This window comes from Enterobacter cloacae complex sp. ECL352, from assembly GCF_020149545.1.
GTDB classification, from domain to species: Bacteria; Pseudomonadota; Gammaproteobacteria; order Enterobacterales; family Enterobacteriaceae; genus Enterobacter; species Enterobacter asburiae_B.
On the sequence record NZ_CP083709.1, the window covers coordinates 1,808,102 to 1,832,340 of the forward strand.

Genomic DNA, 24,239 nt, shown 5'->3' on the forward strand with positions numbered 1-24,239 from the left:
ACCGGGCAACATGGCGGTTGACGCATGCGCTTACCCGCCCTACAAAAGATCGGAGATCTCGCAGTCTACAGACGAAAAAAAAGACGTCTTTCGACGTCTTTCTTCTGGAATATTGGTACCGAGGATGGGACTCGAACCCACAAGCCCGTTAGGGCACTACCACCTCAAGGTAGCGTGTCTACCAATTCCACCACCTCGGTACAGAATACTTAGTGCGGGATATCGCTGGTTGGCTTAGCCGGTGCAGCTGGCTGAGTTTGCTCAGTTTTCGCTGGCGCGCTCAGATTTTCCCACTCGCTTCCTTTGCTGGTCTTGTTGCTGTTGATATTGCCAAGCACAAGGCTGATGATGAAGAACAGCGTAGCCAGAATCGCCGTTGTGCGGGTCATGAAGTTCGCAGAACCACTTGAACCGAACAGCGTACCGGAAGCGCCTGCTCCGAAGGAGGCTCCCATATCAGCGCCTTTACCTTGCTGCAGCATGATCAGCGCTACGAGAGCGATGGCTACAATAAGGAAAATAACTAAAAGAGCTTCGTACATAATCAACCTGTTCCTTGCGGATTTGCCGCATACCAATGCTTCGACCAATTAGCAGGATTTTTGTTTCCCACTGAAGCGGGTGTGAATACTAACCAAAGCGAATGACCTTCGCAAGGGCATTTTTGACGCATTGTATCAACTGCGGAAAAAAACAGCAAAAAGCCATTAATTGCTTAAAACAAAGGCGACAAAAGCCGCCTTTTTATACATTTAGCGTGCACGATTATGCAGCTTTCACAGCGTCCGCAATACGGTGTGCAAATTCGGTTACCTGCGCTTCGTCTTCACCTTCCACCATCACGCGGATCAGCGGTTCAGTACCGGACTTACGCAACAGCACGCGTCCACGATTGCCCAGGGCCGCTTCAACGTCAGCCATCACCGCTTTGACGTTCTCGTTTTCCAGCGGATCGCCTTTACCGGCAGTGAAGCGTACGTTTACCAGGATCTGTGGGAACATTTTCATCCCGCTGCACAGATCGTGCAGGCTCATATGGTTGCGCGCCATCGCGGCAACCACCTGCAGCGCGGCCACGATACCGTCCCCGGTGGTAGTTTTGTCGAGCAGGATCACGTGACCCGAGTTTTCTGCACCGATGCGCCAGCCCTTCTCCTGCAGTTTTTCCAGCACATAGCGGTCACCCACTTTCGCGCGGACAAACGGAATACCGAGCTGTTTCAGCGCCAGTTCCAGGCCCATGTTACTCATCAGCGTGCCCACCGCACCGCCGCGCAGCTGGCCCTGACGCAGGCCCTCACGGGCAATGATGTAGAGGATCTGATCGCCGTCTACCTTGTTACCTTCGTGGTCGACCATGATCACGCGGTCACCGTCGCCGTCCAGCGCAATGCCCAGGTCGGCTTTCTCTGCCAGAACACGCGCCTGCAAGGCACGAACATCAGTTGCCCCCACCTGCTCGTTAATGTTCAGACCATCCGGCTCGCAGCCAATGGTGATGACTTTTGCACCCAGTTCGCGGAAAACATTCGGAGCGATGTGATAGGTCGCGCCGTTTGCACAGTCCACCACAATTTTGAGGTGAGCCAGGCTCAGCTCATTCGGGAAGGTACCTTTACAGAATTCGATATAACGGCCCGCCGCATCAACGATACGGTTCGCTTTACCCAGCTCTGCGGAATCTACACAGGTGATCTCTTTTTCCATTTCGGCTTCAATCGCTTCTTCCACGTCATCCGGGAGCTTGGTGCCGTCAATGGAGAAGAATTTAATGCCGTTGTCGTAGAACGGGTTGTGAGAAGCTGAGATGACAATCCCCGCTTCCGCACGGAAAGTGCGCGTCAGATACGCGACAGCAGGCGTTGGCATTGGGCCCGTAAAGGAAGCGGACAGTCCAGCCGCCGCCAGACCCGCCTCCAGCGCGGACTCCAGCATATAGCCGGAAATACGGGTGTCTTTACCGATAATGATCTTACGGGAACCATGACGCGCCAGCACTTTGCCAGCAGCCCAGCCGAGCTTCAGGACAAAATCAGGGGTAATGGGAGCATCGCCTACACGCCCACGGATACCATCGGTACCAAAATACTTACGATTACTCATAGCGTTTGTTTTCCTTCGCTGCCAGTGTGGCTTCCACCACACGCATGGCTTCTACTGTTTCTTTGACGTCATGGACACGAATAATGTGCGCGCCCTGCATCGCCGCAATCACCGCGCAGGCCAGGCTGCCGCTCAGGCGTTCGCTCGGCCCCACGTTCAGCAACTGCCCAATCATCGACTTTCTCGACATCCCCACCAGCAGCGGCAGGTCAAAGTGATGGAATTCCGATAAGCGCGCAAGCAACGCATAATTGTGGGAGAGATTTTTACCGAAACCGAACCCCGGGTCGAGCAGCAATTTCTCTTTTGGGATACCTGCACGTTCACAGAGCGCAATATGTTCAATAAAGAAGCGATTCACGTCGGCAAAGACATCGTCGTACTTCGGTGCTTCCTGCATGGTTTTTGGTTGACCCTGCATGTGCATCAGGCATACCGGTAACCCCGTCTCTGCCGCGGCTTCAAGGGCGCCAGGCTCGGTAAGTGAACGAATATCATTGATAATGTGAGCGCCCACTCTCGCCACTTCACGAATCACTTCGGGTTTAGAGGTATCAACGGAGATCCATACTTCAAACCGCTGCGCGATAGCTTCAACCACCGGCACCACGCGCGCCAGCTCTTCTTCCACAGACACGTCAGCCGCACCAGGACGCGTCGATTCGCCGCCCACGTCAATAATGGTGGCCCCCGCATTAATCATTAGATTCGCGTGTTTAACCGCCTCGATAAGCGTGTTATGCGTGCCGCCGTCAGAGAAGGAGTCAGGGGTAACATTCAGGATCCCCATCACATGGGGATGTGAAAGATCGAGATGCGAGTCCTGAGCGAATAATTTCATGGCGAAATCCCTGGTATCTATATCGTTAAACAGAAATGAAAAACCCCGGAGCAAGCTCCAGGGTTTGAGGTACAGACAAACGTTTCAACAGCAGTGACTTACTTATCGCCCAACTGTTCTGACATGGTGTTGCCCGGGTTTGGCGTACGCGGTTCATCAACCGGACGCGGCGCACGCGGGGTGCCATTGTTGTCAGAATTATTGGAAGCGCCTGGGTCTTCCCAGCCCGCTGGCGGACGCACTTCACGGCGCGCCATCAGGTCGTCAATCTGCGGTGCATCGATGGTCTCATATTTCATGAGCGCATCTTTCATCGAATGCAGGATGTCCATATTGTCGGTCAGGATCTGGCGTGCACGTGCGTAGTTACGCTCTACCAGAGATTTTACTTCCTGGTCGATGATACGAGCCGTCTCATCGGACATATGTTTCGCTTTAGCCACAGAACGGCCCAGGAATACTTCACCCTCTTCCTCTGCATACAGCAGCGGACCGAGTTTGTCGGAGAAGCCCCACTGCGTCACCATGTTACGCGCCAGGTTTGTCGCAACTTTAATGTCGTTGGACGCACCGGTAGAAACATGTTCCACACCGTAGATAATCTCTTCTGCCAGACGACCGCCGTACAGGGTCGAAATCTGGCTTTCCAGCTTCTGACGGCTGGCGCTGATCGCGTCGCCTTCAGGCAGGAAGAAGGTCACACCCAGCGCACGACCGCGCGGAATAATCGTCACTTTATGCACCGGATCGTGTTCCGGCACGAGGCGACCGATAATCGCGTGACCCGCTTCGTGGTATGCCGTGGACTCTTTCTGCGCTTCCGTCATCACCATGGAGCGACGTTCCGCACCCATCATGATTTTGTCTTTCGCTTTCTCAAACTCCACCATCGATACGACGCGCTTGTTACCGCGAGCGGCAAACAGAGCAGCTTCGTTGACCAGGTTCGCCAGGTCAGCACCGGAGAAGCCCGGGGTACCGCGCGCAATGATTGCCGCGTCGATATCTGGCGCCAGCGGTACGCGACGCATGTGAACTTTCAGAATCTGTTCACGACCGCGAACGTCCGGCAGACCCACAACAACCTGACGGTCGAAACGGCCTGGACGCAGCAGCGCGGGGTCAAGTACGTCCGGACGGTTAGTCGCCGCGATAACGATGATACCTTCGTTACCTTCGAAGCCGTCCATCTCAACCAGCATCTGGTTCAGCGTCTGTTCACGTTCATCGTGACCACCGCCCAGACCTGCGCCACGCTGGCGGCCCACGGCGTCGATTTCATCGATGAAGATAATGCACGGTGCTGCCTTTTTGGCCTGCTCGAACATGTCACGCACACGAGATGCGCCGACACCCACGAACATTTCGACGAAGTCAGAACCTGAAATAGTAAAGAACGGCACCTTCGCTTCGCCCGCGATGGCTTTCGCCAGCAGGGTTTTACCGGTACCCGGAGGGCCAACCATCAGCACGCCTTTCGGGATCTTACCGCCCAGCTTCTGGAAACGGCTCGGTTCACGCAGGTATTCAACCAGTTCACCCACCTCTTCTTTCGCTTCGTCACAACCGGCGACGTCAGCGAAGGTGGTCTTGATCTGGTCTTCCGTCAGCATACGCGCCTTGCTCTTACCGAACGACATGGCACCTTTGCCACCGCCGCCCTGCATCTGGCGCATAAAGAAGATCCAGACGCCGATAAGAAGCAGCATCGGGAACCAGGAAATGAAGATAGAAGCCAGCAGGCTTGGTTCTTCTGGCGGCTCACCTACCACCTTGACGTTTTTGGTCAGAAGGTTATCAAGCAGCTTAGGATCGTTCACCGGGATGTAAGTCGTGTAACGGTTACTATCTTTCTTGGTAACGTTGATCTCACGTCCGTTGATACGCGCTTCGCGAACCTGGTCCTGATTGACCTCCTGCAGGAAGGTAGAATAATCCACCTTGCGGCCATTCGACTCGCTGGGCCCAAAGCTCTGGAATACTGACATCAGCACAACGGCAATGACCAGCCAGAGTATTAGGTTTTTCGCCATGTCACTCAAGGGATTAACCTCATATTACAACTGTGTTAAAAACAGCGTCAGGATACTCTATATCCAGTTTCATTCAAACTTTCGCCTGAAATCTACCGGTTATCATTTTCGCCCGGTCGCTACAATATACACTTCTCGGGAACGGGCCCGGGAAGAGTCCGGCTTACGAACTTTAACCTTCGCAAACAGGGAGCGAATTTCCTTAAGATACTCCTCGAAACCTTCGCCCTGAAACACCTTCACAACAAAACTACCACCAGGCGCTAGTACATCACGACACATTTCTAACGCTAGCTCCACCAGATACATGGCGCGGGGGATATCCACCGCCGGTGTTCCGCACATATTTGGTGCCATATCAGACATGACAACCTGGACCTTACTATCACCTACACGATCAAGTAACGCTTTCAGCACTAATTCATCACGAAAGTCGCCCTGAAGGAAGTCGACACCGACGATGGGATCCATTGGTAAAAGATCGCACGCGATGATTCGGCCCGTTCCGCCGATCTGCGTTACCGCATACTGGGACCATCCGCCAGGTGCCGCACCGAGGTCAACAACCGTCATCCCCGGCTTAAAAAGTTTGTCACTTTGCTGTATTTCATCAAGTTTAAACCAGGCACGGGAACGTAACCCCTTTTTCTGTGCCTGTTGAACATATTTATCGCTAAAGTGTTCCTGAAGCCAGCGGCTGGAGCTGGCAGAACGCTTTTTACCTGTCATTTAACATTTCCGTCCTGGTTCATCGTTACCTGCCTGTGACGTAAATTTCTACGCAGCTATTTGGCGATATAAGGGAGATGGCGGTAGAATGAACCGTTTTCAATCCCAACGTAAGCAAAAATATACGATGAATCTGAGTACTAAACAAAAACAGCACCTTAAAGGTCTGGCACATCCGCTCAAGCCTGTAGTGATGCTTGGCAACAATGGTTTGACCGAAGGGGTGCTTGCCGAGATTGAACAAGCGCTGGAACACCACGAGCTGATCAAGGTGAAAATCGCCTCTGAAGACAGAGACACTAAAAACCTGATCGTGGAAGCCATCGTGCGCGAAACCGGCGCCTGTAATGTACAGGTCATCGGTAAAACGCTGGTGCTCTACCGCCCATCTAAAGAGCGTAAAATCTCGCTGCCACGCTAAGGATATCCTGAATCAAACACATTTTCTGTGTGAAACGAGGGATTTCTGTCAGCAGGCGAGCAAAATGCCATGCTCCTTGAGTTGATAAAAGGCCGCTATGCGGCCTTTTTCTTTTCTTTACAATGTATCAACATCTTAGTAGAGAAGCGAATTACAGGTATTCAACCTTAATAATTTCGTATTCCACTTCACCGCCAGGGGTGCGAATGGTGACAACATCGTCCTGCTCTTTGCCAATCAGGCCGCGAGCAATCGGGGAGTTCACTGAAATCAGGTTCTGTTTGAAGTCTGCTTCATCATCACCCACGATGCGATAGGTCTGCTCTTCGTCGTTGTCCAGGTTCAGCACGGTCACGGTAGAACCAAAGATCACACGCCCGTTGTTAGGCATTTTGGTGATATCGATAACCTGTGCATTGGACAGTTTTGCTTCGATATCTTTAATACGCCCTTCACAGAAGCCCTGCTGCTCACGCGCGGCGTGGTATTCAGCGTTCTCTTTCAGGTCGCCATGCTCGCGCGCATCCGCGATAGCGGCGATGATTTCAGGACGACGCACGGATTTCAGGAAATCCAGCTCTTCGCGCAGTTTTTCGGCACCACGTAAGGTCATCGGAATAGCTTGCATTTGTTATACCTCTTAAACATTCCTGTTGGGAGCAGTGTTCCCTGCTCCTGCCCCCCTAAGCGGGCAAGAAGCAAAAAGAAAACCGACCCGGGAGCAATGCCCCAGGTCAGCAGCAATTTTTCAATTTGATATGCATTTTACCGCGAAGTTCACTATGGGTCATCGTTTACTTTGCAGTGCCATGCACCGTAGTATGACGGTTTGTTTTCGGGTTGTTAGCGCGAGATTATGCGATTTTCCAGATTTATCATCGGATTGACTACCAGTATAACGTTCACCGCCCAGGCCGCGAATGTTGATGAGTATATTAATCAGCTCCCCGCAGGCGCGAACCTTGCCCTGATGGTGCAGAAGGTTGGCGCACAGGCTCCCGAGATTGACTATCACAGTCAACAGATGGCGCTGCCTGCCAGTACCCAAAAGGTGATCACTGCCCTCGCCGCCCTGCTCCAGCTCGGTCCTGACTTCCGTTTTACCACCACACTCGAGACCAAAGGTAACGTCGAGGGTGGCGAACTGAAAGGCGATCTTATCGCCCGTTTTGGCGGCGATCCGACCTTTAAGCGCCAGGATATCCGCAATATGGTTGCGGTACTGAAAAAATCTGGCGTACAGAAAATTGATGGCAATGTGCTGATCGACACGTCCATCTTTGCCAGCCACGATAAAGCCCCAGGCTGGCCGTGGAACGACATGACCCAATGTTTTAGCGCCCCCCCCGCCGCCGCGATTGTTGACCGTAACTGCTTCTCGGTTTCGCTTTACAGCGCGCCAAAGCCAGATGATTTAGCGTTTATCCGCATAGCGTCCTACTACCCGGTCACAATGTTTAGCCAGGTCCGCACGCTGGCGAAAGGCTCCCCAGATGCGCAATATTGTGAGCTGGACGTCGTGCCGGGCGATCTTAACCGCTTCACGCTTACCGGCTGCCTGACGCAGCGCGCCGATCCGCTGCCGCTGGCCTTTGCGATACAGGATGGTGCAAGCTATGCGGGTGCCATTCTGAAAGATGAACTGAAACAAGCGGGCATAACCTACACCGGCACTCTGCTTCGCCAGACGCAGGTCAACCAGCCCGGCACGGTCATCGCCAGCAAACAGTCTCCGCCGCTGCACGATTTACTGCGAATCATGCTGAAAAAGTCGGACAACATGATTGCCGACACCGTGTTCCGCATGATTGGCCACGCGCGTTTCGGCGTGCCGGGCACCTGGCGCGCGGGTTCAGACGCCGTTCGTCAGATCCTGCGCCAGCAGGCCGGGATCGAGCTGGGTAATACCATCGCCGTCGATGGCTCAGGATTATCGCGTCATAATTTGATCTCTCCGGCCACGATGATGCAGGTGCTTCAGTACATTGCACAGCATGACACTGAGCTAAACTTTATTTCAATGCTGCCGCTGGCCGGGCATGACGGTTCGCTGCAGTATCGCGCCGGGCTTCACGCTGCCGGCGTGGATGGCAAAGTATCCGCTAAGACAGGCTCGCTGCAGGGGGTTTACAACCTTGCAGGCTTCATCACTACCGCCAGCGGACAACGCATGGCATTCGTGCAGTATCTTTCCGGCTATGCCGTCGAACCGACCGACCAGCGCAATCGCCGTATTCCGCTTGTTCGCTTCGAAAGCAGGCTTTATAAGGACATCTACCAGAATAACTAGCGATGAAACTACTCATAGTTGAAGACGATCTGTTATTGCAGGAAGGGCTGGCGCTGGGGCTGGCTAATGAAGGGTATGCCCTCGACTGTGCTGGCACCGCAGCGGAGGCGGACGCCCTGATCCAGAGCGGCGAATACAGTCTGGTGATCCTCGATTTGGGCTTGCCTGATAAAGACGGCGCCACGCTGCTCAGCCAGTGGCGACGCCGCGGTATCGCCAACCCAGTGTTAATCCTGACGGCACGCGATGCCATTGAAGATCGCATCACCGGCCTCGACGCAGGCGCAGATGATTACCTGGTGAAGCCTTTTGCGCTTGCGGAGCTGCAGGCGCGAGTGCGGGCGTTGATTCGCCGCTATCAGGGCCATAGCGATAACTTACTCACCGACGGCGATATTACGCTGAATCTGCAAACCCAGCAGGTACTGCGCCGGGACCAGGCGGTAGAGGTGACGCCAAAAGAGTTCGCCCTGCTTACGCGTCTGATCATGCGCAGCGGACAAACGGTGCACAGAGAGACGCTCCAGCAGGATATCTACTCCTGGCAGGACGATCCGGGGTCAAATACCCTGGAAGTTCACATCCATAACCTGCGTCGCAAGCTCGGCAAGGACAGAATCAAAACCGTCCGTGGCGTTGGCTATCGCCTTGAGAGCCAGAAATGAACAGCATGCGTCGGCGTTTAATGGTGCTGCTGGCGGTCATTCTCTTATTTTTCCAGCTGATAAGCGTCATCTGGCTGTGGCATGAAAGCCGCGAGCAGATCGGTTTTCTGGTGAATGAAACGCTGTCGGCAAAAGCCCGTAATAACCATGTCGAAAAAGAGATCCGCGAAGCGATTGCTTCCCTTCTCGTCCCTTCTCTGGTGATGGTAGGCTTTACGCTGTTTTTCTCTTTCTGGGCAGTCACCTGGATAACCCGACCGCTGAATAAACTGCGTGACAGCCTGGCTAACCGTTCGGCAGATAACTTAACTCCGCTTCCTATGTATTCCGACATGGAAGAAATCGGCGCGGTGACAACCTCCCTGAACCAGCTGCTCGCCCGGCTGGACAATACCATTCAGCAGGAGCGTCTCTTCACCGCTGACGCCGCGCACGAGCTTCGAACGCCCCTTGCCGGTATCCGGCTCCATCTGGAGCTCATGGCGCAGTCAGGCGCACCACAGGCCGCGACGTTAATTAGCCGTATCGATCAGCTCATGCATACCGTTGAGCAACTGCTGATGCTGGCCCGTGCCGGACAGGCAATGGCCAGCGGACACTACGAAACCGTGAGCTGGACGGAAAATATCATTGAACCTCTCGGCCTGGGCCATGAAGCCAAAGAGCATACGGTGATTTGGCCCGCTAAAAGCGCGCTCACGGTTCAGGGAGACGCCGTGCTCCTGCGTCTGATGCTGCGCAACCTGCTGGAGAATGCCGGACGCTACAGCCCGGCAGGGACAACGATTACAGTGACATTAACCGGGGTCGACGGGGGGACGCAGATCGGCGTGATCGATCAGGGGCCCGGTATTGATGACGCGCACCGACAGTCAATTACCGAGCCATTCCGCCGTCTTGACCAGCGCTACGGTGGCAGCGGTCTTGGGCTGAGTATCGTGCAGCGCATCGTGCAGCTCCACCACGGCAGGCTGACGCTTGAGAATGGCGCTGAAGGTGGTTTGATCGCCAGCTGCTGGCTACCCGCAACGCTGGAATAAAAAAAGCCCCCATAATGGGGGCTCTCGACAGATATTAGTGCTTGTAGATGAACTCGACGCCTTCTTCGTCGTCTTCATCCCAGTCATCGTCCCAGTCTTCATCATCATCTTCCGCTTCCAGTTCTTCAAGCTGCTGGCGGTGGTAGTCATCCCACATGAATTCGACTTTTTCAGGCTGTTTCGCTTCTTCTGCCTGAACAACTGGGTTCTCAATGATGAAGGTCATCACATCCCAGCACAGATCTTTCACGCCAACCTGGCTTGCCGCAGAGATCAGGTAGTATTTATCTTCCCAGCCCATCGCTTCAGCAATCGCTTTAGCTTTCGCTTCCGCTTCAGCTTTGTCCATCAGGTCGATCTTGTTGAAGACCAGCCAGCGTGGTTTATTCGCCAGTTTTTCGCTGTATTTTTCCAGCTCACCGATGATGATGCGGGCGTTTTCTACCGGATCGGAACCGTCGATAGGATCGATATCGATAAGGTGCAGCAGCACGCGGCAACGCTCAAGGTGTTTCAGGAAGCGAATACCCAGACCCGCGCCTTCCGCAGCGCCTTCAATCAGACCCGGAATATCGGCAACCACAAAGCTCTTCTCGTTATCCATACGGACAACGCCCAGGCTTGGTACCAGCGTGGTAAACGGATAGTCCGCCACTTTTGGTTTCGCCGCAGAAACGGCGCGAATGAACGTCGATTTACCGGCGTTTGGCATACCCAGCATGCCCACGTCTGCCAGAAGCATCAGCTCCAGCTGCAGATCGCGCTTATCGCCCGGCGTACCCATCGTTTTCTGACGCGGAGTACGGTTAACGGAGGATTTGAAACGGCTGTTACCCAGACCGTGCCAGCCGCCTTTCGCCACCATCAGGCGCTGACCGTGTTTGGTCATGTCACCCATGGTTTCACCGGTCCCCTGGTCAATCACACGCGTACCGACCGGAACCTTAATGGTGACGTCTTTACCGCGTTTCCCGGTACAGTCACGGCTCTGGCCGTTCTGGCCACGTTCAGCGCGGAAGGATTTTTCGAAACGGTAGTCGATCAGCGTGTTGAGGTTCTCATCCGCCTCCAGCCACACGTCACCACCATCCCCGCCGTCGCCGCCGTCAGGACCGCCACGTGGGATATACTTTTCACGGCGGAAGCTCACGCAACCATTGCCGCCATCACCAGCCACGACCAGGATCGTCGCTTCATCAACAAACTTCATTTTACTCTCCGTAACTCATTCGCCTGAGCGGGGGACTACTACAACCGCTTCATTTTTGCGCCAACGTCCCCAAAGACGATGACCAATGGCGGAATACATCGCGCCCGCAACCACGACAAACGCACCGAGATAACCCAACAGGTTGAGCATCGGTCTGACGAAGACATCGGGCCAGGCCATTGATAACAAATCTGAAAATAACAGCGTAAACAGCGGAGTAAGCGTAATTAACGCGCTCACCTGTGCCGCCTGCCAGCGCGCCATCGCTTCGGCCAGCGCGCCATAACCGACCAGCGTGTTCAGCCCACAAAAAATGAGGCACGCCAGTTGCCAGTCGCTAAGCTGGGAAATCACACCCGGCTTTGCTAATGGCAGCAATGCTATTGTACACAAAGTGTACAATAAAAAGAGGATCTGCTGTGAGGCAAGACGACGCAATAACACCTTTTGTGCGACGCCATAGCTCACCCAAACCGTTGCTGCCCCCACACCAAAAATTACACCCCATGTGTAATCCGTCAGGCGGGTGAAAATCTCAATCAGACTGGTGTTGAAGAACATCACCAGACCGCACAGCAGCATGCTCGCCCCGATAATCTGCGTAACGCGCATCTTTTCCTTGAGGATAAAGACGCTGGCGACCATCATGCCCACCGGTGAAAGCTGACCTATCACCTGCGACGCCGTGGGGCTGAGATATTGCAGGGAAGAGCTGAACAGGATGAAGTTACCGAACAGACCGCCCGTCGCGATAGCCAGCAATACCAGCCAGCGCGGTTTGCGGAAGAGCCGCAAGGGTGGAAGCTTACCTTTGATAGCCAGAATGGCCCCGAGGCCGATGCTTGCCATCAGAAAGCGATAAAAGACCACCGTAGGCGGCTCCATCACTTCCAGTACCTGCTTCATTGCAATTGGCAGCGCACCCCAGCACATTGCGGTAGTGAGCGCCAAAAGAATACCAATGCCGGCCTGCTGCTTCATGCCCGTTTTCCCTACAGAAAAAATTACCGGGTTTCCAATGTAAAAAGCCCCGCAACAGGTTGCGGGGCTTTAATCCGTTTCCGGACCGAGAAAACCTTACTCAGCAACGATGCTGATGTATTTACGGTTGTTCGGGCCTTTAACTTCAAATTTCACTTTACCGTCTGCTTTAGCAAACAGAGTGTGGTCACGACCGCAACCTACGTTGTTGCCAGCGTGGAATTTGGTACCACGTTGACGAACGATGATGCTACCCGCCAGAACGGATTCGCCACCGAAACGCTTAACGCCAAGGCGTTTAGCTTCTGAATCGCGACCGTTACGTGTGGAGCCGCCAGCCTTTTTATGTGCCATTTAAATCTCTCCTCAGGTCTTAGGCGCTGATGCCAGTAATTTTCACATCAGTGAACCACTGACGGTGGCCCTGCTGCTTACGGTAGTGCTTACGACGACGAAACTTAACGATTTTAACTTTCTCGCCACGACCGTGTGCAACAACTTCAGCTTTGATAACGCCGCCATCAACGAAAGGAACGCCGATTTTGACTTCTTCACCGTTTGCGATCATCAGAACTTCTGCGAACTCAACAGATTCGCCAGTTGCGATGTCCAGCTTTTCCAGGCGAACGGTCTGACCTTCGCTTACTCGGTGTTGTTTACCACCACTTTGGAAAACCGCGTACATATAAACTCCGCTTCCGCGCACGTCCTCGTATGAATCAGAGTGCGCTATAAATATTCACAATAGGGCGCGAATATTACGCAAAACGCGAGCCTTTGACAAGTGCTACCGTCAATACATGAAGAAAAAAAACACAACACGTACGGTAACGTTTATCTGTGCCGTTTTTTCAGTACAATCAGCACAACTATTGATAAACCGAAACCCTTCGTTACCCCATTGAAGATGGGATCAACAGGATAAAAAGCCCGGCTTTTGCGATGAATTTAGAAAAAATCAACGAGTTAACCGCGCAAGATATGGCGGGTGTGAATGCAGCAATCCTGGAGCAACTCAACTCTGACGTTCAGCTGATCAATCAGTTGGGCTATTACATCGTCAGCGGCGGCGGTAAACGCATTCGTCCGATGATTGCCATTCTGGCTGCCAGAGCCGTTGGCTATCAGGGAAATGCTCACATCACTATCGCAGCGCTCATCGAATTTATTCACACGGCGACGCTTCTGCATGACGATGTTGTGGATGAATCGGATATGCGTCGTGGCAAAGCCACGGCAAACGCCGCTTTCGGAAACGCAGCCAGCGTCCTGGTGGGGGATTTTATCTATACCCGCGCCTTCCAGATGATGACCAGCCTGGGCTCCCTGAAAGTGCTGGAAGTGATGTCCGAAGCCGTAAACGTCATTGCTGAAGGCGAAGTGCTGCAGCTGATGAACGTCAACGACCCTGATATCACCGAAGAAAACTACATGCGCGTCATCTACAGCAAAACGGCGCGCCTGTTTGAAGCGGCTGCCCAGTGTTCCGGCATTCTGGCCGACTGTACTGAAGCCCAGGAAAAAGGCCTGCAGGACTATGGCCGCTATCTGGGTACGGCCTTCCAGCTGATTGATGATTTGCTGGACTACAGTGCGGACGGCGAGACGCTCGGTAAAAACGTGGGCGATGACCTGAACGAAGGTAAACCCACCCTGCCGCTGCTTCATGCTATGCGCAACGGAACAGCCGACCAGGCGAAAATGATCCGTGAAGCGATTGAGCAGGGAAATGGCCGCCATCTTCTGGAACCTGTACTGGAAACTATGGCTATCTGCGGATCGCTGGAATGGACGCGTCAGCGCGCGGAAGAAGAAGCCGACAAAGCCATCGAAGCGCTTCAGGTCATTCCAGACAGCCCGTGGCGCGAGGCACTGATTGGTCTTGCCCACATCGCCGTTCAGCGCGACCGTTAATCCTCTTGTTTCTCCCCGCAGCGATAGCGGGGAGATTCCAGTACACACCTGTAAATTCCGTGTTCATGTAAATTCATCGGTTTAGAGACCGCATGAATAAAGCCGTGTCTTATTCTGAATATCCCTTCAAGTAACGCGAACTTTTTAGAACAAGAAGTTGAAATGGGTATAGTAACCGCGTCGTTTCAGAAGAAACGGCGTAGGTGAATCCGAACTTAAGGACGGCGTTATGGATACGAAATTTATCGACTGGCACACGGCTGATATTATTGCCGCGCTGCGCAAAAGAGGCACTTCACTGGCAGCAGAGTCCCGCCGCCATGGACTGAGTTCTTCCACTCTGGCAAACGCCCTCACCCGCCCCTGGCCCAAGGGAGAATTAATTATCGCGACGGCGCTGGATACGCATCCGTGGGTAATTTGGCCTTCACGCTATCACGATCCCATCACCCATGAATTTATCGACAGATCGCGCATGATTCGCCAGAGAAAGGTAAAAAGAGAACCGCAGGAATAACGCATTTTTGACAGGAACAGCAACCCCCCGGTCATTGCTGGCAGGGGGCTGCCGGAACGATTACTCGCCCTTCACACGCTCGATGTTGGCACCCAGCGCGCGCAGTTTATCTTCGATACGTTCATAACCACGATCGATGTGATAGATACGATCCACGATCGTTGTACCTTCCGCGATACAACCCGCCAGCACCAGGCTTGCAGACGCACGCAGATCGGTTGCCATCACCTGAGCACCTGACAGTTTCTCAACGCCGTGGCAAATCACGGTATTACTTTCGATCTCAGCATGCGCGCCCATACGGATCAGCTCCGGTACGTGCATAAAGCGGTTCTCGAAAATGGTTTCTGTGATGAAGCCAGTGCCTTCGGCAACCAGGTTCAACAGGGTGAACTGTGCCTGCATGTCCGTAGGGAACGCCGGATGCGGCGCCGTACGCACATTGACCGCTTTTGGACGCTGACCGTGCATATCGAGGCTGATCCAGTCTTCACCGATTTCGATATCCGCACCCGCATCGCGCAGTTTCGCCAGCACCGCATCCAGGGTATCTGGCTGCGCGTTGCGACAAACAATCTTCCCGCCAGAAATCGCCGCAGCGACCAGGAAGGTACCGGTTTCGATACGGTCCGGCAGAACGCGATAGACACCACCGCCCAGACGCTCAACGCCTTCGATGGTGATACGGTCGGTACCCTGACCGGAAATCTTTGCCCCCAGCGCCACGAGGAAGTTGGCGGTATCCACAATCTCCGGTTCGCGCGCGGCATTTTCGATGATGGTGGTACCTTCTGCCAGCGTCGCCGCAGACATAATGGTGACCGTTGCGCCCACGCTCACTTTGTCCATGACGATGTGCGCGCCTTTCAGACGACCATTAACGGACGCTTTAACGTAACCTTCTTCCAGCTTAATCTCGGCGCCCAGTTTTTCCAGACCGAAGATGTGCAGATCAACCGGACGTGCACCGATGGCGCAGCCGCCTGGCAGAGAGACCTGTCCCTGACCAAAACGCGCTACCAGCGGGCCAAGCGCCCAGATGGATGCACGCATGGTTTTCACCAGATCGTAAGGGGCTGAGAAGTTGTTCACCTTGCTGGCGTCGATCCAGACGGAACCGTTACGCTCAACTTTCGTGCCCAGCTGGGTGAGCAGCTTCATGGTGGTGTCGATATCTTTCAGCTTCGGTACGTTCTGAATTTCTACCGGCTCTTCAGCCAGCAGCGCAGCAAAGAGGATTGGCAGCGCGGCGTTTTTAGCGCCAGAAATTGTGACTTCGCCCTGGAGACGCGTTGGCCCCTGTACACGAAATTTATCCATTGTGTGCTCTCTTATAAATTCAACCGTGCTGCGGGCCTGTCGCCCTCAGCTCAAAAACCGTTTAGTTTGCGATCGCGTGCCCACTCTTGCGGGGTGAACGCTTTAATCGACAGGGCGTGGATGCGGTTATCCGCAATATATTCCATCAGCGGCGCGTACACAGCCTGCTGTTTCTTCACGCGGCTCATACCGTCGAACATCTCACCCACAGCAATAACCTGGAAGTGACTGCCATCGCCAGTGACGTGGGCTTCCTGGAGGGAGAGTGCATTCATCAGCACTGTCTGGATTTCATGATTTTCCATGGGCTCTTAATCATCTGATAGTGAAAACAAGCCCAACATCTTAGAGCAAAGTGGCGTTGTCTTAAACAAGCAAAAAGCCCCGACGATGAAACAGTCAGGGCTTTCGGAAGTAACGCACTGAAAATATTAACGAGGCAGTACGTCCTGAGGGAGATTGTAGAGCTGCGCAAGGGTCACGACATTATCGCTCGCGCCGTGAAGCGTGACGCTTGTCCCCTGCTTTTTCCCCACGGCAATCAGATGGGCAAGCAGCGCAACACCTGCCGTATCTACCCGCGTGACGTCGGTTAAGTCGATAAGCGTCACGCCCTGCATCGCTTCGTGGCGTTTGTCCCACAGTGGGTTCAGCAGATCCTGATCCAGTTCACCGGACAGCTTTAATGTCTCGCCTTCACGCGACCAGCTGAGTTGCTGTGACATTACTTCTTCTCATCCAGAGTAATTTTCTGGCGAGAGATAGACTGCAACTGAGCGGTCAGGCCATCAATGCCTTTGGTGCGCAGCAGGTCGCTCCATTCGTTCTGTTTGGTGGTGATCATGCTTACCCCTTCGGCAATCATGTCATAAGCCTGCCAGTGACCGGTCTGGCTGTTTTTACGCCACTGGAAATCCAGACGAACCGGCGGACGACCGTTAGGATCGATGATCGTCACACGGATAGGGACGATGGTCGCATCGCCCAGCGGCTGCTCAGGCGCAATCTGATAGGTCTGGCCGTGGTACATCGCCAGCGCCTGGCCATAAGCCTGTTTCAGGTATTCACGGAACGCGGCAAAGTAGGCATCACGCTGCGCAGGGGTCGCGTCTTTGTAATAACGTCCCAGCACCAGCGCACCCGCATATTTAATCTGCACGTACGGCAGCAGTTCCTGGTCAACAACGTCACGCAGATAATCAGGATTAGCACGAATTTTAGGCTGTTCGTTTTTAAGACGGTCGAATGTCTTCTTCGCCGCTTCGTCCATCAGTTTGTACGGGTTACTCTGATCCGCAGCGTGGGCGGCGGTTAGAGGGGCGATGACCAGCATGGCAACCATTAACAGTCGTTTAAACATGAATGACTTCTCCTGATATTAATTCGCAGCACCTGGCGTCGGTGCGACGTCGGTATGATCTTCGCTCTGCGCAGGGGCAGCGTCGGATTTTTTCTCATCCCCTTTACTGTTGTAAAGGAACTGACCAATCATATCCTCCAGAACCATCGCGGATTTCGTATCCTGAATGACGCTACCGTCTTTAAGGATAGTCGTTCCCAGCTCGGGATCTTCAAAGCCAACGTTAAGCGCCAGATATTGTTCACCCAGCAGGCCGGAAGTACGGATAGAAAGGGAACTGGTGTCCGGGATATGGTTGTAACGCTCTTCGATATCCATCGCGACGCGTGGCAGGTAGGTTTTCTCATCCAGCGTAATGTCAGATACGCGTCCGATCACCACGCCGCCGATGCGGACCGGTGAACGCGCCTTCAGCCCGCCGATGTTATCGAAGGTGGCATAGATGCGATACGTCGGCTCGGTGCGTACAGACGTGATATCCGCCGCTCTCAGGCAGATAAACAGCGCGGCCAGCAGCGCCAGCAGCAGGAATACACCGACCCAAATTTCATTTTTTCTCGTTTGCATGAACTCAATTCCCAAACATCAGTGCGGTGAGCACAAAATCCAGACCCAGTACGGCCAGCGACGAATGTACGACTGTACGTGTAGTTGCGCGGCTAATGCCCGCCGACGTCGGGATGGCATCGTAACCATTGAACAATGCAATCCAGGTGACCGTAATGGCAAATACCACGCTTTTAATCAGGCAGTTAACCAGATCCATTCGCAGGTCGATGGCGTCCTGCATCGCGGACCAGAAGAAACCGGCATCAATGCCTTTCCAGTGCACACCAACCAGCGAACCGCCCCAGATACCCACGGCGACAAACAGAATAGTCAGTAACGGTAAAGAGATCACCCCAGCCCAGAAACGCGGCGAGATCACGCGACGCAGCGGATCGACCGCCATCATCTCCATGCTGGAGAGCTGCTCGGTCGCACGCATCAGGCCAATTTCAGCCGTTAATGCCGACCCCGCGCGCCCGGCGAACAACAGCGCCGCCACAACCGGCCCCAGCTCGCGCAGCAGCGAGAGCGCCACCAGCATCCCGAGGCTGGTTTCCGCACTGTAGGTTGTCAGAACCAGATAGCCCTGCAGCCCAAGCACCATACCGATAAACAGACCGGAGACAATGATGATGAGCATCGACAGCACGCCGACATTATAAAGCTGCCGCACCAGCAGCGGTGCGTGCTTACGGAATTCCGGCTTGCCGACCAGCGCGTTGAATAACATCAATCCGGCACGCCCGAACGTCCTGATGGTTTTTATGCCACGGTGTCCGAGAGCGGCCAACGCATTTAACAGCATGAGTGGCTTAACTCCCTATTCCCAGTAAATCGTCACGATAGTCGCCCGCCGGGTAGCGGAATGGCACAGGGCCATCGGCAATACCGTCAAGGAACTGCCGCACGCGCGGATCGCAATTTTCCTGCAGCGCCTGAGCGCTACCGTGTGCGACGATCTTTTTGTCCGCCACAATATAGGCGTAATCGGCAATGCTCAATACTTCCGGTACATCGTGAGATACTACAATGCAGGTGACGCCAAGCGCGCTGTTCAGTTCAGAGATGAGCTTCACCAGCACGCCCATCGTGATGGGATCCTGTCCAACAAACGGTTCGTCGAACATGATTAAATCAGGTTCTAATGCAATGGCGCGTGCCAGCGCGGCGCGGCGCGCCATCCCGCCGGACAGCTCCGAAGGCATCAGCTTTGCAGCGCCCCGCAAACCGACGGCTTCGAGCTTCATCATCACCGTGCTTTTCAGCAGTTCTGGCGGCAGGCTGGTATGCTCACGCAGCGGATAGGCCACGTTATCAAAGACATTCATGTCGGTGAACAAGGCTCCCGACTGAAAGAGCATGCTCATGCGTTTGCGGACAGTATACAGACGCGAGCGTGACATCTCCGGGATGTTTTCGCCATCAAAGAGGATTTCACCGCTATCAGGTGGGATCTGCCCACCAATAAGGCGCAGCAGGGTCGTTTTACCGATCCCGGACGGCCCCATGATGGCAGTGATTTTGCCACGCGGTACGGTCAACGAAATATCATCAAATATCAATCTGTTGGCGCGAGAAAAACTCACGCCGCGAACATCGACTAAATTCGCCATCGTTTGGCTCATTTATGGTTCCTTTATTACCCTGCTCACGTTAAGGCATGCCGCCTGAATCAGCCCTCAACTCCGCATTTTTACAGAATAATAGCCGTTGAGGTTAGCGAAAGCTGGCATTTGTTTTACTTTTCCGGCGCATAAAGTCAAAATTAGGAATTCGTTACGCCTCAGACTGTATGCAGTCCAGCCATTCCCGTGCGATGGACCGACGAGTATACCTGAAGAAAGGACTTTTGATGCTTTTAGCAACAGCACTGTTAATAATTGGTTTACTTTTGGTGGTCTACAGTGCTGACCGTTTAGTGTTTGCTGCATCTATCCTGTGTCGCCTGACCGGCGTACCGCCTGTCGTCATCGGGATGACCGTGGTGAGTGTTGGAACGTCACTTCCTGAAATCATCGTCTCTGTCTCGGCATCGCTGCATGGTCAGTTAGACCTGGCAGTTGGTACCGCGATTGGCTCCAACATCGTCAATATACTCTTGATTTTGGGCCTGGCCGCACTGCTCCATCCATTTCGCGTGCATTCTGATGTTCTGCGCCGTGAATTGCCGCTAATGTTAATCGTAAGCCTGCTGGCAGGCTGCGTATTTTACGATGGTGTGCTGAGCTACAGCGACGGCATTTTCCTGCTGGCGCTGGCCGTCATCTGGCTGCTGTATAGTGTTAAAATCGCCCGTCTGGCTGAGAAGCAGGGTCAGGATAGCCTCACGCGGGAGCAGGTCGCCGAACTGCCGCGAGAAGGCACGCTGCCTGTTGCCCTGCTCTGGCTTGGCGTTGCGCTGATCATCATGCCGATGGCAACGCGCATGGTCGTGGATAACGCGACCGTGCTGGCGAACTATTTCGCCATCAGTGAACTGACCATTGGCCTGACGGTGATTGCCATCGGCACCAGCCTGCCGGAGCTGGCCACGGCCATTGCGGGGGCACGGAAAGGTGAGGATGACATTGCCATTGGTAATATCATCGGTTCCAACATATTTAATATCGCCATTGTGATGGGCCTGCCGGCCCTGATAACGCCAGGGCCCTTTAATCCCCTGGCGTTATCACGCGACTACGGCGTGATGTTATTGGTCAGCGTGATATTTGCCCTGCTCTGCTGGCGGCGGCAACGACAGATCGGCAAAGGCGCAGGCGCGCTGCTGACGGGTGGATTTATCGTATGGATGGCGATGCTGTACTGGCTCTCGCCTCTTCTCTCTGGGTAAACGGAAACGCATTATGTCGCAAATAGAATTGCAGCCGGGTTTTGACTTTCAGAAAGCAGGCAAAGAGGTTCTGGAGATTGAACGTGAAGGTCTGGCGCAGTTAGATCGGTACATTAATCAGGATTTTAGTCTGGCATGTGAGAAGATGTTCTACTGTGCCGGCAAAGTCGTGGTGATGGGGATGGGTAAGTCCGGCCACATTGGACGCAAAATGGCGGCAACGTTTGCCAGTACCGGAACCTCTTCCTTCTTTGTACATCCGGGGGAAGCCGCGCACGGTGACCTGGGTATGGTCACGCCGCAGGATATCGTCATCGCGCTGTCCAACTCCGGGGAGTCCAATGAAATTCTGGCGCTGATCCCGGTACTGAAGCGACTGCAGGTGCCGCTTATTTGCATGACCAGCCGTCCGGAAAGCAGCATGGCGCGGGCAGCCGATATTCACCTGTGCGTGAAAGTGCCCAAGGAGGCCTGTCCGCTCGGCCTGGCGCCGACGTCCAGCACCACCGCCGCACTGGTGATGGGTGATGCGCTTGCCGTCGCGCTGCTCGAAGCCCGCGGTTTTACGCCGGAAGATTTCGCGCTTTCCCACCCGGGCGGCGCGCTGGGGCGCAAGCTTCTGCTTCGGGTAAACGATATTATGCACACCGGGGATGAGATCCCTCACGTCAGTAAAGAAGCCTCCCTGCGTGATGCGCTGCTGGAAATCACCCGTAAGAATCTGGGTATGACGGTCGTGTGCGACGATCTGATGAAAATTCAGGGGATCTTCACCGATGGCGACCTGCGCCGCGTGTTCGACATGGGTGTAGATGTCCGCACGCTCGGCATTGCCGATGTGATGACGCCGGGCGGTATCCGCGTCCGTCCGGGTACGCTGGCCGTGGATGTGCTGAACCTGATGCAGTCCCGCCACATTACCTCAGTGATGGTTGCCGATGGCGACCAGTTGCTGGGTGTGGTACATATGCATGATCTGCTGCGCGCAGGCGTAGTGTAATGAAGGATAAGACAATGAGTAATGCGGGTGCATCCCTTGCAACCTGTTATGGACCGGTCAGTACCCAGATGATGGCAAAGGCGGAAAACATTCGTCTGCTCATCCTGGACGTGGATGGCGTACTTTCCGATGGCCTGATTTACATGGGCAATAATGGTGAAGAGCTGAAAGCGTTTAACGTTCGCGACGGCTACGGTATCCGCTGCGCGCTCACCTCGGGTATTGAGGTGGCTATCATCACCGGGCGAAAAGCTAAACTGGTAGAAGACCGCTGTGAAACCTTAGGAATTACCCATCTGTATCAGGGTCAATCCGATAAGATGGCGGCGTTTAAGGATTTACTGGGTAAACTGGCTATCGCGCCGGAAAACGTAGCCTACGTCGGGGACGATCTGATTGACTGGCCCGTGATGGCTGAAGTCGGGCTGAGCATCGCCGTTGCCGATGCGCATCCGCTGCTGATCCCGCGCGCTGACTACGTTACCCACATCAACGGGGGCCGTGGTGCCGTACGTGAAGTCTGCGATCTGCTTTTGCTGGCGCAGGGCAAGCTTGATGAGGCCAAAGGGCAATCGATATGAGTAAAACCAGACGCTGGATTATCATTTTGCTTTCGCTTGTCGCACTGGTATTGATTGGCGTGAACCTTGCCGATCGCGACGATCCGCAAACGGAAGTGGTCAACAATAACGATCCAACCTATAAAAGCGATCACAGCGACACCGTGGTCTACAGCCCGGAAGGCGCGCTGAACTATCGCCTGATTGCCCAGCATGTTGAATATTTTTCAGATGACGGTATTTCGTGGTTTACCCAACCTGTCATGACCACATTTGATAAGGACAAAGTGCCGACGTGGTCAATTAAGTCAGATCGGGCAAAACTGACAAATGACCGTATGCTTTATCTGTATGGCCACGTTGAAGTCAACGCCCTGACCGCTGACTCGCAACTGCGAAAAATTACGACGGATAATGCCCAAATTAACCTGGTAACCCAGGACGTGACCTCGCAGGATCTGGTCACACTGTATGGCACAACATTTAATTCCAGCGGTTTGAGAATGCGCGGGAACTTACGCAGCAAGAACGCCGAGCTGATTGAAAAGGTTAGAACCTCCTATGAAATTCAAAACAAACAAACTCAGCCTTAAAGTAATTATCGCCAGCGCGATGCTGGCGACCAGTCTCCCCGCGCTTGCTGTAACGGGCGATACCGACCAACCGATCCATATCGAGTCTGATACCCAGTCTCTCGATATGCAGGGCAACGTCGTCACCTTCACGGGTAACGTCGTCATGACTCAGGGCACCATCAAAATTAACGCCGACAAAGTGGTCGTGACCCGTCCGGGTGGCGAGCAGGGCAAAGAGATCATTGATGGTTACGGCAACCCGGCCACCTTCTACCAGATGCAGGATAACGGCAAGCCGGTGAAAGGCCGCGCCTCGCATATGCACTATGAGCTGGCGAAGGACCTGGTCATCCTGACCGGAAACGCGTATCTGGAACAGCTGGACAGCAACATTACCGGCGACCAGATCACCTATCTGGTGAAAGAGCAAAAAATGCAGGCCTCCAGCGAGAAAGGCAAACGCGTCACGACCGTCCTGGTTCCGTCGCAGCTGCAGGACAAAGGCAAAGGCCAGGCCCCGGCACAGAAGAAGAGTAACTAATTCGTTATGGCAACATTAACTGCAAAAAATCTCGCGAAGGCCTACAAGGGCCGCCGTGTCGTAGAAGATGTCAGTCTGACCGTCAACTCCGGCGAAATTGTAGGGCTGCTTGGCCCTAACGGTGCGGGTAAAACCACCACCTTCTACATGGTCGTTGGCATTGTGCCGCGCGATGCCGGCAACATTATCATTGACGATGAAGACATCAGCCTTCTGCCGCTGCACGCGCGCGCGCGTCGCGGGATCGGCTACCTGCCGCAGGAAGCCTCCATTTTCCGTCGTCTTAGCGTTTACGATAACCTGATGGCGGTCCTGGAAATTCGTAACGATCTGACCAGCGAACAGCGTCAGGATCGTGCCAACGAATTGATGGAAGAGTTCCACATTGAGCATCTGCGCGACAGCCTCGGTCAGGCACTCTCCGGGGGTGAACGCCGTCGTGTTGAGATTGCACGTGCGCTGGCCGCAAACCCGAAATTTATCCTTCTGGATGAACCGTTTGCCGGCGTTGACCCGATCTCGGTTATCGACATTAAACGCATCATTGAACACCTGCGTGACAGCGGGCTTGGCGTACTGATCACCGACCACAACGTCCGTGAAACGCTGGCCGTGTGTGAACGCGCGTATATTGTCAGCCAGGGCAATCTGATCGCCCACGGTACGCCGCAGCAGATCCTCGAAGACGATCATGTTAAGCGCGTCTATCTTGGGGAAGACTTCAGACTCTGATAGGGTAGAGGTAACGTAACGCCGAACC

At 54.1% G+C, this 24,239-nt stretch carries 29 protein-coding genes and 1 tRNA gene; 12 read left to right on the top strand and 18 right to left on the bottom strand.

Features of this window, described 5'->3' with window-relative positions; genetic code table 11:
- Nucleotides 1-113: 113 nt before the first annotated feature.
- The 6 genes from LBF07_RS08850 to rlmE form a co-directional block, all read right to left on the bottom strand.
- Nucleotides 114-200: transfer RNA gene (locus LBF07_RS08850), tRNA-Leu, on the bottom strand.
- Nucleotides 201-209: 9 nt separating this feature from the next.
- A complete protein-coding gene (secG, locus tag LBF07_RS08855; RefSeq protein WP_023333590.1) occupies nt 210-542 on the bottom strand; it encodes a preprotein translocase subunit SecG in 333 nt (110 codons plus the stop codon).
- A 223-nt stretch (nt 543-765) separates the two neighbouring features.
- Nucleotides 766-2,103, bottom strand: coding sequence for a phosphoglucosamine mutase (glmM, locus tag LBF07_RS08860; RefSeq protein ID WP_023309339.1), 1,338 nt, complete (start codon nt 2,101-2,103; stop codon nt 766-768).
- Nucleotides 2,096-2,944 carry a dihydropteroate synthase gene (folP, locus tag LBF07_RS08865; RefSeq protein ID WP_094934464.1) on the bottom strand — a complete coding sequence of 283 codons (849 nt, stop codon included), beginning with the start codon at nt 2,942-2,944 and terminating at the stop codon, nt 2,096-2,098. The genes glmM and folP overlap by 8 nt, the downstream gene beginning before the upstream one ends.
- Before the next feature lie 98 nt (nt 2,945-3,042).
- Entirely contained in the window at nt 3,043-4,977 is a 1,935-nt protein-coding gene (gene ftsH / locus LBF07_RS08870) for an ATP-dependent zinc metalloprotease FtsH (RefSeq protein WP_029739626.1), read from the bottom strand.
- A gap of 102 nt (nt 4,978-5,079) precedes the next feature.
- On the bottom strand, nt 5,080-5,706 hold the full coding sequence (rlmE, locus tag LBF07_RS08875) for a 23S rRNA (uridine(2552)-2'-O)-methyltransferase RlmE (RefSeq protein ID WP_003861812.1): 627 nt from the start codon (nt 5,704-5,706) through the stop codon (nt 5,080-5,082).
- Nucleotides 5,707-5,833: 127 nt separating this feature from the next.
- On the opposite strand from rlmE, the gene yhbY reads away from it, so the two are divergent.
- Nucleotides 5,834-6,127 carry a ribosome assembly RNA-binding protein YhbY gene (gene yhbY / locus LBF07_RS08880; protein ID WP_003861814.1) on the top strand — a complete coding sequence of 98 codons (294 nt, stop codon included), beginning with the start codon at nt 5,834-5,836 and terminating at the stop codon, nt 6,125-6,127.
- Between the two features lie 151 nt (nt 6,128-6,278).
- On the opposite strand, the gene greA is transcribed toward yhbY, so the two are convergent.
- Entirely contained in the window at nt 6,279-6,755 is a 477-nt protein-coding gene (greA, locus tag LBF07_RS08885) for a transcription elongation factor GreA (RefSeq protein ID WP_014171793.1), read from the bottom strand.
- 228 nt (nt 6,756-6,983) lie between these two features.
- Here greA and dacB point away from each other — a divergent pair, with 228 nt between their 5' ends.
- From dacB to pmrB, 3 genes are read left to right on the top strand one after another with little or no spacing between them, the layout of a single operon-like run.
- A complete protein-coding gene (dacB, locus tag LBF07_RS08890) occupies nt 6,984-8,417 on the top strand; it encodes a serine-type D-Ala-D-Ala carboxypeptidase (protein WP_032659718.1) in 1,434 nt (477 codons plus the stop codon).
- 2 nt (nt 8,418-8,419) lie between these two features.
- Nucleotides 8,420-9,082 (top strand): two-component system response regulator PmrA, encoded by a 663-nt coding sequence (pmrA, locus tag LBF07_RS08895; RefSeq protein ID WP_033146744.1) that lies wholly within the window; start codon nt 8,420-8,422, stop codon nt 9,080-9,082.
- Complete coding sequence (pmrB, locus tag LBF07_RS08900) at nt 9,079-10,122, top strand: two-component system sensor histidine kinase PmrB (protein WP_048981187.1); 1,044 nt, start codon at nt 9,079-9,081, stop codon at nt 10,120-10,122. Before pmrA ends, pmrB begins: the two co-directional genes overlap by 4 nt.
- Nucleotides 10,123-10,156: 34 nt before the next feature.
- On the opposite strand, the gene cgtA is transcribed toward pmrB, so the two are convergent.
- The 4 genes from cgtA to rplU all read right to left on the bottom strand — a co-directional run bounded on the left by cgtA (nt 10,157) and on the right by rplU (nt 12,998).
- On the bottom strand, nt 10,157-11,332 hold the full coding sequence (gene cgtA, locus LBF07_RS08905) for an Obg family GTPase CgtA (protein ID WP_094934465.1): 1,176 nt from the start codon (nt 11,330-11,332) through the stop codon (nt 10,157-10,159).
- Nucleotides 11,333-11,347: 15 nt separating this feature from the next.
- A complete protein-coding gene (locus tag LBF07_RS08910; protein ID WP_094934466.1) occupies nt 11,348-12,313 on the bottom strand; it encodes a DMT family transporter in 966 nt (321 codons plus the stop codon).
- Between the two features lie 96 nt (nt 12,314-12,409).
- A complete protein-coding gene (gene rpmA, locus LBF07_RS08915; RefSeq protein ID WP_004385076.1) occupies nt 12,410-12,667 on the bottom strand; it encodes a 50S ribosomal protein L27 in 258 nt (85 codons plus the stop codon).
- A 19-nt stretch (nt 12,668-12,686) separates the two neighbouring features.
- On the bottom strand, nt 12,687-12,998 hold the full coding sequence (gene rplU / locus LBF07_RS08920) for a 50S ribosomal protein L21 (RefSeq protein WP_003025032.1): 312 nt from the start codon (nt 12,996-12,998) through the stop codon (nt 12,687-12,689).
- A 257-nt stretch (nt 12,999-13,255) separates the two neighbouring features.
- On the opposite strand from rplU, the gene ispB reads away from it, so the two are divergent.
- Both ispB and sfsB read left to right on the top strand, forming a co-directional pair.
- On the top strand, nt 13,256-14,227 hold the full coding sequence (gene ispB, locus LBF07_RS08925; RefSeq protein ID WP_024906360.1) for an octaprenyl diphosphate synthase: 972 nt from the start codon (nt 13,256-13,258) through the stop codon (nt 14,225-14,227).
- A 229-nt stretch (nt 14,228-14,456) separates the two neighbouring features.
- Nucleotides 14,457-14,744, top strand: a complete 288-nt coding sequence (gene sfsB, locus LBF07_RS08930) for a DNA-binding transcriptional regulator SfsB (protein WP_023309348.1) — start codon at nt 14,457-14,459, stop codon at nt 14,742-14,744.
- A gap of 60 nt (nt 14,745-14,804) precedes the next feature.
- Here the strand turns inward: sfsB and murA are convergent, their stop codons facing one another.
- The 7 genes from murA to mlaF all read right to left on the bottom strand — a co-directional run bounded on the left by murA (nt 14,805) and on the right by mlaF (nt 19,598).
- Complete coding sequence (gene murA / locus LBF07_RS08935) at nt 14,805-16,064, bottom strand: UDP-N-acetylglucosamine 1-carboxyvinyltransferase (RefSeq protein WP_023309349.1); 1,260 nt, start codon at nt 16,062-16,064, stop codon at nt 14,805-14,807.
- A gap of 50 nt (nt 16,065-16,114) precedes the next feature.
- Complete coding sequence (gene ibaG / locus LBF07_RS08940) at nt 16,115-16,369, bottom strand: BolA family iron metabolism protein IbaG (RefSeq protein WP_008501458.1); 255 nt, start codon at nt 16,367-16,369, stop codon at nt 16,115-16,117.
- Between the two features lie 126 nt (nt 16,370-16,495).
- The gene (gene mlaB, locus LBF07_RS08945) at nt 16,496-16,789 is read right to left on the bottom strand and encodes a lipid asymmetry maintenance protein MlaB (protein ID WP_023309350.1); all 294 of its coding nucleotides are present in this window, start codon (nt 16,787-16,789) and stop codon (nt 16,496-16,498) included.
- Nucleotides 16,789-17,424, bottom strand: coding sequence for a phospholipid-binding protein MlaC (gene mlaC, locus LBF07_RS08950; RefSeq protein ID WP_033146748.1), 636 nt, complete (start codon nt 17,422-17,424; stop codon nt 16,789-16,791). The genes mlaB and mlaC overlap by 1 nt, the downstream gene beginning before the upstream one ends.
- Nucleotides 17,425-17,442: 18 nt before the next feature.
- On the bottom strand, nt 17,443-17,991 hold the full coding sequence (mlaD, locus tag LBF07_RS08955) for an outer membrane lipid asymmetry maintenance protein MlaD (protein WP_033147081.1): 549 nt from the start codon (nt 17,989-17,991) through the stop codon (nt 17,443-17,445).
- A 4-nt stretch (nt 17,992-17,995) separates the two neighbouring features.
- A complete protein-coding gene (gene mlaE / locus LBF07_RS08960) occupies nt 17,996-18,778 on the bottom strand; it encodes a lipid asymmetry maintenance ABC transporter permease subunit MlaE (RefSeq protein WP_010436044.1) in 783 nt (260 codons plus the stop codon).
- Nucleotides 18,779-18,785: 7 nt separating this feature from the next.
- Nucleotides 18,786-19,598, bottom strand: a complete 813-nt coding sequence (gene mlaF / locus LBF07_RS08965) for a phospholipid ABC transporter ATP-binding protein MlaF (RefSeq protein ID WP_024906354.1) — start codon at nt 19,596-19,598, stop codon at nt 18,786-18,788.
- A 227-nt stretch (nt 19,599-19,825) separates the two neighbouring features.
- Here mlaF and LBF07_RS08970 point away from each other — a divergent pair, with 227 nt between their 5' ends.
- From LBF07_RS08970 to lptB, 6 genes are read left to right on the top strand one after another with little or no spacing between them, the layout of a single operon-like run.
- Entirely contained in the window at nt 19,826-20,803 is a 978-nt protein-coding gene (locus LBF07_RS08970) for a calcium/sodium antiporter (RefSeq protein ID WP_094934467.1), read from the top strand.
- Nucleotides 20,804-20,816: 13 nt separating this feature from the next.
- Nucleotides 20,817-21,803, top strand: a complete 987-nt coding sequence (gene kdsD, locus LBF07_RS08975) for an arabinose-5-phosphate isomerase KdsD (protein WP_032659705.1) — start codon at nt 20,817-20,819, stop codon at nt 21,801-21,803.
- Nucleotides 21,804-21,817: 14 nt separating this feature from the next.
- On the top strand, nt 21,818-22,384 hold the full coding sequence (gene kdsC / locus LBF07_RS08980; RefSeq protein WP_023309356.1) for a 3-deoxy-manno-octulosonate-8-phosphatase KdsC: 567 nt from the start codon (nt 21,818-21,820) through the stop codon (nt 22,382-22,384).
- Nucleotides 22,381-22,956 carry an LPS export ABC transporter periplasmic protein LptC gene (gene lptC, locus LBF07_RS08985; RefSeq protein ID WP_033146749.1) on the top strand — a complete coding sequence of 192 codons (576 nt, stop codon included), beginning with the start codon at nt 22,381-22,383 and terminating at the stop codon, nt 22,954-22,956. The genes kdsC and lptC overlap by 4 nt, the downstream gene beginning before the upstream one ends.
- Nucleotides 22,925-23,479 (top strand): lipopolysaccharide ABC transporter substrate-binding protein LptA, encoded by a 555-nt coding sequence (lptA, locus tag LBF07_RS08990; RefSeq protein ID WP_033146750.1) that lies wholly within the window; start codon nt 22,925-22,927, stop codon nt 23,477-23,479. The genes lptC and lptA overlap by 32 nt, the downstream gene beginning before the upstream one ends.
- Before the next feature lie 6 nt (nt 23,480-23,485).
- Complete coding sequence (lptB, locus tag LBF07_RS08995; protein ID WP_033146751.1) at nt 23,486-24,211, top strand: LPS export ABC transporter ATP-binding protein; 726 nt, start codon at nt 23,486-23,488, stop codon at nt 24,209-24,211.
- The last annotated feature ends 28 nt before the right edge of the window (nt 24,212-24,239 follow it).

What these genes read in the sequence shown, in the direction of transcription:
- LBF07_RS08970 (WP_094934467.1), top strand. Translation starts at nt 19,826, where the DNA reads ATGCTTTTAGCAACAGCACTGTTAATAATTGGTTTACTTTTGGTGGTC.
- pmrB (WP_048981187.1), top strand. Translation starts at nt 9,079, where the DNA reads ATGAACAGCATGCGTCGGCGTTTAATGGTGCTGCTGGCGGTCATTCTC.
- rpmA (WP_004385076.1), bottom strand. Translation starts at nt 12,667, where the DNA reads ATGGCACATAAAAAGGCTGGCGGCTCCACACGTAACGGTCGCGATTCA.
- kdsC (WP_023309356.1), top strand. Translation starts at nt 21,818, where the DNA reads ATGAGTAATGCGGGTGCATCCCTTGCAACCTGTTATGGACCGGTCAGT.
- lptC (WP_033146749.1), top strand. Translation starts at nt 22,381, where the DNA reads ATGAGTAAAACCAGACGCTGGATTATCATTTTGCTTTCGCTTGTCGCA.
- secG (WP_023333590.1), bottom strand. Translation starts at nt 542, where the DNA reads ATGTACGAAGCTCTTTTAGTTATTTTCCTTATTGTAGCCATCGCTCTC.
- cgtA (WP_094934465.1), bottom strand. Translation starts at nt 11,332, where the DNA reads ATGAAGTTTGTTGATGAAGCGACGATCCTGGTCGTGGCTGGTGATGGC.
- ibaG (WP_008501458.1), bottom strand. Translation starts at nt 16,369, where the DNA reads ATGGAAAATCATGAAATCCAGACAGTGCTGATGAATGCACTCTCCCTC.
- glmM (WP_023309339.1), bottom strand. Translation starts at nt 2,103, where the DNA reads ATGAGTAATCGTAAGTATTTTGGTACCGATGGTATCCGTGGGCGTGTA.
- mlaB (WP_023309350.1), bottom strand. Translation starts at nt 16,789, where the DNA reads ATGTCACAGCAACTCAGCTGGTCGCGTGAAGGCGAGACATTAAAGCTG.
- mlaE (WP_010436044.1), bottom strand. Translation starts at nt 18,778, where the DNA reads ATGCTGTTAAATGCGTTGGCCGCTCTCGGACACCGTGGCATAAAAACC.
- greA (WP_014171793.1), bottom strand. Translation starts at nt 6,755, where the DNA reads ATGCAAGCTATTCCGATGACCTTACGTGGTGCCGAAAAACTGCGCGAA.
- dacB (WP_032659718.1), top strand. Translation starts at nt 6,984, where the DNA reads ATGCGATTTTCCAGATTTATCATCGGATTGACTACCAGTATAACGTTC.
- kdsD (WP_032659705.1), top strand. Translation starts at nt 20,817, where the DNA reads ATGTCGCAAATAGAATTGCAGCCGGGTTTTGACTTTCAGAAAGCAGGC.
- yhbY (WP_003861814.1), top strand. Translation starts at nt 5,834, where the DNA reads ATGAATCTGAGTACTAAACAAAAACAGCACCTTAAAGGTCTGGCACAT.
- murA (WP_023309349.1), bottom strand. Translation starts at nt 16,064, where the DNA reads ATGGATAAATTTCGTGTACAGGGGCCAACGCGTCTCCAGGGCGAAGTC.
- mlaC (WP_033146748.1), bottom strand. Translation starts at nt 17,424, where the DNA reads ATGTTTAAACGACTGTTAATGGTTGCCATGCTGGTCATCGCCCCTCTA.
- lptA (WP_033146750.1), top strand. Translation starts at nt 22,925, where the DNA reads ATGAAATTCAAAACAAACAAACTCAGCCTTAAAGTAATTATCGCCAGC.
- ftsH (WP_029739626.1), bottom strand. Translation starts at nt 4,977, where the DNA reads ATGGCGAAAAACCTAATACTCTGGCTGGTCATTGCCGTTGTGCTGATG.
- lptB (WP_033146751.1), top strand. Translation starts at nt 23,486, where the DNA reads ATGGCAACATTAACTGCAAAAAATCTCGCGAAGGCCTACAAGGGCCGC.
- rlmE (WP_003861812.1), bottom strand. Translation starts at nt 5,706, where the DNA reads ATGACAGGTAAAAAGCGTTCTGCCAGCTCCAGCCGCTGGCTTCAGGAA.
- rplU (WP_003025032.1), bottom strand. Translation starts at nt 12,998, where the DNA reads ATGTACGCGGTTTTCCAAAGTGGTGGTAAACAACACCGAGTAAGCGAA.
- mlaD (WP_033147081.1), bottom strand. Translation starts at nt 17,991, where the DNA reads ATGCAAACGAGAAAAAATGAAATTTGGGTCGGTGTATTCCTGCTGCTG.
- LBF07_RS08910 (WP_094934466.1), bottom strand. Translation starts at nt 12,313, where the DNA reads ATGAAGCAGCAGGCCGGCATTGGTATTCTTTTGGCGCTCACTACCGCA.
- sfsB (WP_023309348.1), top strand. Translation starts at nt 14,457, where the DNA reads ATGGATACGAAATTTATCGACTGGCACACGGCTGATATTATTGCCGCG.
- folP (WP_094934464.1), bottom strand. Translation starts at nt 2,944, where the DNA reads ATGAAATTATTCGCTCAGGACTCGCATCTCGATCTTTCACATCCCCAT.
- ispB (WP_024906360.1), top strand. Translation starts at nt 13,256, where the DNA reads ATGAATTTAGAAAAAATCAACGAGTTAACCGCGCAAGATATGGCGGGT.
- mlaF (WP_024906354.1), bottom strand. Translation starts at nt 19,598, where the DNA reads ATGAGCCAAACGATGGCGAATTTAGTCGATGTTCGCGGCGTGAGTTTT.
- pmrA (WP_033146744.1), top strand. Translation starts at nt 8,420, where the DNA reads ATGAAACTACTCATAGTTGAAGACGATCTGTTATTGCAGGAAGGGCTG.